This is a genomic window from Amycolatopsis thailandensis (assembly GCF_042723255.1).
In the GTDB taxonomy this organism is placed as follows: Bacteria; Actinomycetota; Actinomycetes; order Mycobacteriales; family Pseudonocardiaceae; genus Amycolatopsis; species Amycolatopsis thailandensis.
Map to the genome: position 1 here is coordinate 1 of NZ_JBHXJK010000260.1, position 3773 is coordinate 3773.

The following is a 3773-nucleotide window of genomic DNA, read 5'->3' on the forward strand; positions in this document are numbered from 1 at the left end:
GATGCGGTAGTTGGCAACGCGAACTACCGCATCCAGAGGACGAAACGCGGGAGGGGGTCAGTCGCGGATCTGCTGCCAGATGAGGAAGTACGCCCGGTGCACGACGTGCGCGACGCGGCTCTGGGCGGGCGTCGCGCCGAAGGACGCGAAGGAGCGCCACCAGCCTGCGCGTTCCAGCGCGTGGGCGGCGAGGTCGGCCCGGGGAGCGCCCGGCTTGCCGAGCTGGGCGCCGATGTCGGCGTTGCTGCCGACCCGCAGGACCTCCTCGGACAGGTCCTCGGGCATGTCGACGGCGCCGGACGCGACCAGCGTGAGCGCTTCGAGCAGCCGGAGCTGGTGTGCCTCGGGCTTGGCGAGCAGGACCTCGATCGCGTCGTGGACGCGCTGCCGTTCGGCCGGGTCGCCCGACGCGTGGGCCAGCGCGGTCACCGAAGCGAGCGCGGCGGCCGCCTTGATGCCGTCGGCGCGGGCGGCGAAGACGATGCTCAGCCGCTGCCGGACGGCTTCGAGCCCGGAGGCGTCGAGCAGCTTCCGCCGCAGCGACCCCGCGGTGATCTCCGGTTCCTTGCGGATCGCTTCGACGGCGTACCGGACGCCGAACAGGTCCAGCTTCTCCAGCAGCCGCAGCCGTGTGCCCGACGCGACGTCGCATTCCCAGCTGGTGAAGATGTCCGCCGAGATCAGCATGGTTTCGAGGATGTCGTCGTCCATCTCGGACAGCTGCCGCAGCGCCTCGGCGTCACCTGAGGTGAATCCGCCGGACTCGGCCGATTCCGCGATCAGCCCGATCACCGGCAGCACGTCCGCGATGCGGGGCTTCAGCGTCGCGGCCTGCTTCTCCGACAAGAGCGTCGCGGCCTTCCACACGTCGCCGCCCGAGCCTTCGACCGACTCGGGCGCGATGGTGTCCGCCTTGTTGAGGACGGCGATCGCGTTGACCGGGCCCGCCTCGCGGCTCGCGGTGGCGGCGGTGAACGCGGCCAGCGCCTGCTGGTCGTCGGCGCGGACGCCCTGCGTGACCACGTAGAGCACGGCCTCGGCGCCCGCGACGGCGTTGCGCGAAGTGTCGTCCAGCTCGTCCGAGCCCTCTTCGTCGTCCTCGTCGCCGTCATCGGGCTTGCGGTGCTTCGCCGCGCCCAGCAGCTGCTCGGTCCGCGACACCGAAGCGGCGTCGAGCGACCCGAGACCCGGGGTGTCGATGACGGTCATGCCCTGGAGGACCGCGTTCGTGAGGTACGCCTCGATATGCGAGACCTTGTCGATGTCGATGCCCAGCTCGGCCGGGATCATCCCGTCGGCGGCGAAGGGCAGCACCTGCTTGCGGCCGTCGTTGAAGACGATCTCGACGCGGTCGACCGTGCCGTACTGGAACCGGGTCACCAGCCGGGTGCACTCGCCGACGTCGGTCGGTGCGACCCGGCGCCCGATCAGCGCGTTGACCAGCGTGGACTTACCCGATTTGATCCGGCCGGCGACGGCGACCTGGAGCGGGCCGCCCAGCCTGCGCAGCACTTCGGCGAAGCCTGCCGCGGTGCGCGCGGACACCTGGGGCTGGAGGCGGTGGCAGAGGTTCGCCACCGACATCGACAGCGGGCCGGCGAGACGGCCCTGCTCCGTCGCTGAGGTCACGGCGCCCACACCCTCCCAGTCGTCGAGCAAGCCGACCCGAATCGTGCCATGCCGCTCATCCTCGGGTCGCACCGAAGGTGGTACCGGCGACCGACGCGGGGACGTCCCGGGCCGACATAGTGTTACCAGGTGCGACGGTTGAGCCTCTGGATGCGTGCCCACCCCATGGCGGGGGACAGTCTCATCGCCGTCGTCCTGTTGCTGACCGACCTGCTGTTCTACGTGGCGGCGGTCGAGACGCCGGAAGTCCCGATGCCGCCCTGGTACGTGGTCCTTCCGCTGGACATCGCGATGGTCGCCCCGCTGGTCTTCCGGCGGAAGGCACCGCTGTGGTCGGCGTACCTGCTGCTGCTGATCGGGATCCCGCACGGGGCGCTGGAGCTGGGGGCGGCCAGCGCGTTCGCGTTGATGATCAGCATCTACTCGGTGCTCGTCTACGTGGGACGCAAGCAGGGGCTGTTCTATCTGCTGGCGACCTTCGTCGTCTCCGGGGTCCAGATGTGGATCGACCCGCCGGAGGACATGTGGGTGCTGGTGATCATCGGCGTCTTCTCCGCCGCGCTGTGCTGGACGCTCGGCGAGTTCGCGGGAGCGAGGCGCGCCTATCACGAGGAGGTGGAAGCCAGGTTGCATCTACTTGAGACGGAACGGGACCAGGCGACCAGGATCGCCGTCGGTGAGGAACGCGGACGGATCGCCCGTGAGCTGCACGACGTCGTCGCGCACGCGGTGAGCGTGATGGTCGTGCAGGCCGACGGCGCGTCCTACGCGGTCGACGGGAATCCCGAGATGGCGAAACGGGCCTTGCAGACGATTTCGGAGACCGGCCGCGGCGCGCTCGCCGAGCTGCGGCGGCTGCTGGACGTGCTCCGCAGCGACGGCGACGACGAGCCGCGCGTGCCGCAGCCGGACGCCAGCGCGCTGACCGACCTCGCGGACCGGATCCGCCAGGCGGGTGTCCCGGTGACCTTGGCGATCGGTTCGGACGCGCTGGAAGGGCTGCCCGCCGGTGTCTCGCTCGGCGTGTACCGGATCGTGCAGGAGTCGCTGACGAACACGCTGAAACACGCCGGGCAGGGCGCGCAGGCGGAGGTGCTGGTGCGCCGGGAGAAGGACGTGATCGACGTCCGGGTCACCGACGACGGCGCCGGCCGCGCGAAACAGCTGGTGCCCGCCGCCACGAAGACGGCGTCGCAGGCGGCGCCGCCGAGGAAGCTGTCCGTTCCAGGCGGGAACGGGTTGATCGGAATGAGGGAACGGGCGAACGTCTTCGGCGGCACGCTGGAGGTCGGACCCGCTCCCGGTGGAGGGTGGCAGGTGCACGCGAGGCTCCCGGTTAGGTTGGCGACGTGATACGGGTGGTGGTCGTCGACGACCAGGAATTGATGCGCGTCGGGTTCCGGATGGTCCTGGGCGCGCAGGCGGACATCGATGTCGTCGGGGAGGCGGGTGACGGCGCGCAGGCCATCAAGCTCGCCGAGGAACTGCGGCCCGACGTCGTGCTGATGGACGTCCGGATGCCGGTGCTGGACGGGGTCGAGGCGACGAAGCGGATCGTCGAGGCCGGGACGGCGCGGGTGCTCGTGATGACGACGTTCGACCTGGACGAGTACGTCTATTCGGCGTTGCAGGGCGGGGCGAGCGGGTTCCTGCTGAAGGACACCCAGCCCGATCACCTGGTGTCGGCGCTGCGGGCGGTCGCTTCGGGCGACGCCGTTGTCTCGCCTTCGGTGACCAGGCGGCTGCTCGACCGGTTCGTCGGCGGCGGCGGGAAGCCGATGCGGGACGCGGCCGAGCTCGACGTCCTCACCGAGCGGGAACGGGAGGTGCTCGTGCTGATCGCGAAGGGCCTCTCGAACCTGGAGATCGCCGAGACGCTGTTCCTGTCCGAGGCGACGGTGAAGACGCACGTCGGGCGGATCCTGTCCAAGCTGGACCTGCGTGATCGGGTGCAGGCCGTGGTGCTCGCCTACGAGACCGGGCTGGCGCGTCCCGGGGTCACCTGAGCCTCGTGAGTGGCAAGGACGGTTCTAACCGTCCTTGCCACTCACGACCTCTCTTTCCCCACGTCGAGCACGACACCTCTGCCTCACTTTCGCGTGACCGGATGGACGGCACCTGTGATCAGACGGACGACACGCGGC

General features: G+C 70.1%; 3 protein-coding genes. 2 read left to right on the forward strand and 1 reads right to left on the reverse strand.

The window, feature by feature from the left end; genetic code table 11:
- Positions 1–57: 57 nt before the first annotated feature.
- Entirely contained in the window at positions 58–1584 is a 1527-nt protein-coding gene (locus ACFWMR_RS42500) for a dynamin family protein (RefSeq protein WP_378382487.1), read from the reverse strand.
- 195 nt (positions 1585–1779) lie between these two features.
- Between ACFWMR_RS42500 and ACFWMR_RS42505 the strand changes: the two genes are divergently transcribed.
- Together ACFWMR_RS42505 and ACFWMR_RS42510 are read left to right on the forward strand one after the other, a co-directional pair.
- Complete coding sequence (locus ACFWMR_RS42505; RefSeq protein ID WP_425266622.1) at positions 1780–2982, forward strand: sensor histidine kinase; 1203 nt, start codon at positions 1780–1782, stop codon at positions 2980–2982.
- Positions 2979–3635: a response regulator gene (locus ACFWMR_RS42510; RefSeq protein ID WP_093934994.1), complete on the forward strand. Its 657-nt coding sequence runs from the start codon at positions 2979–2981 to the stop codon at positions 3633–3635. The genes ACFWMR_RS42505 and ACFWMR_RS42510 overlap by 4 nt, the downstream gene beginning before the upstream one ends.
- Positions 3636–3773 lie beyond the last annotated feature (138 nt).

Excerpts from the sequence above, each read along its gene's own strand:
- ACFWMR_RS42500 (WP_378382487.1), bottom strand. The coding sequence starts at position 1,584 with ATGTCGGTGGCGAACCTCTGCCACCGCCTCCAGCCCCAGGTGTCCGCG.
- ACFWMR_RS42505 (WP_425266622.1), top strand. The coding sequence starts at position 1,780 with ATGCGTGCCCACCCCATGGCGGGGGACAGTCTCATCGCCGTCGTCCTG.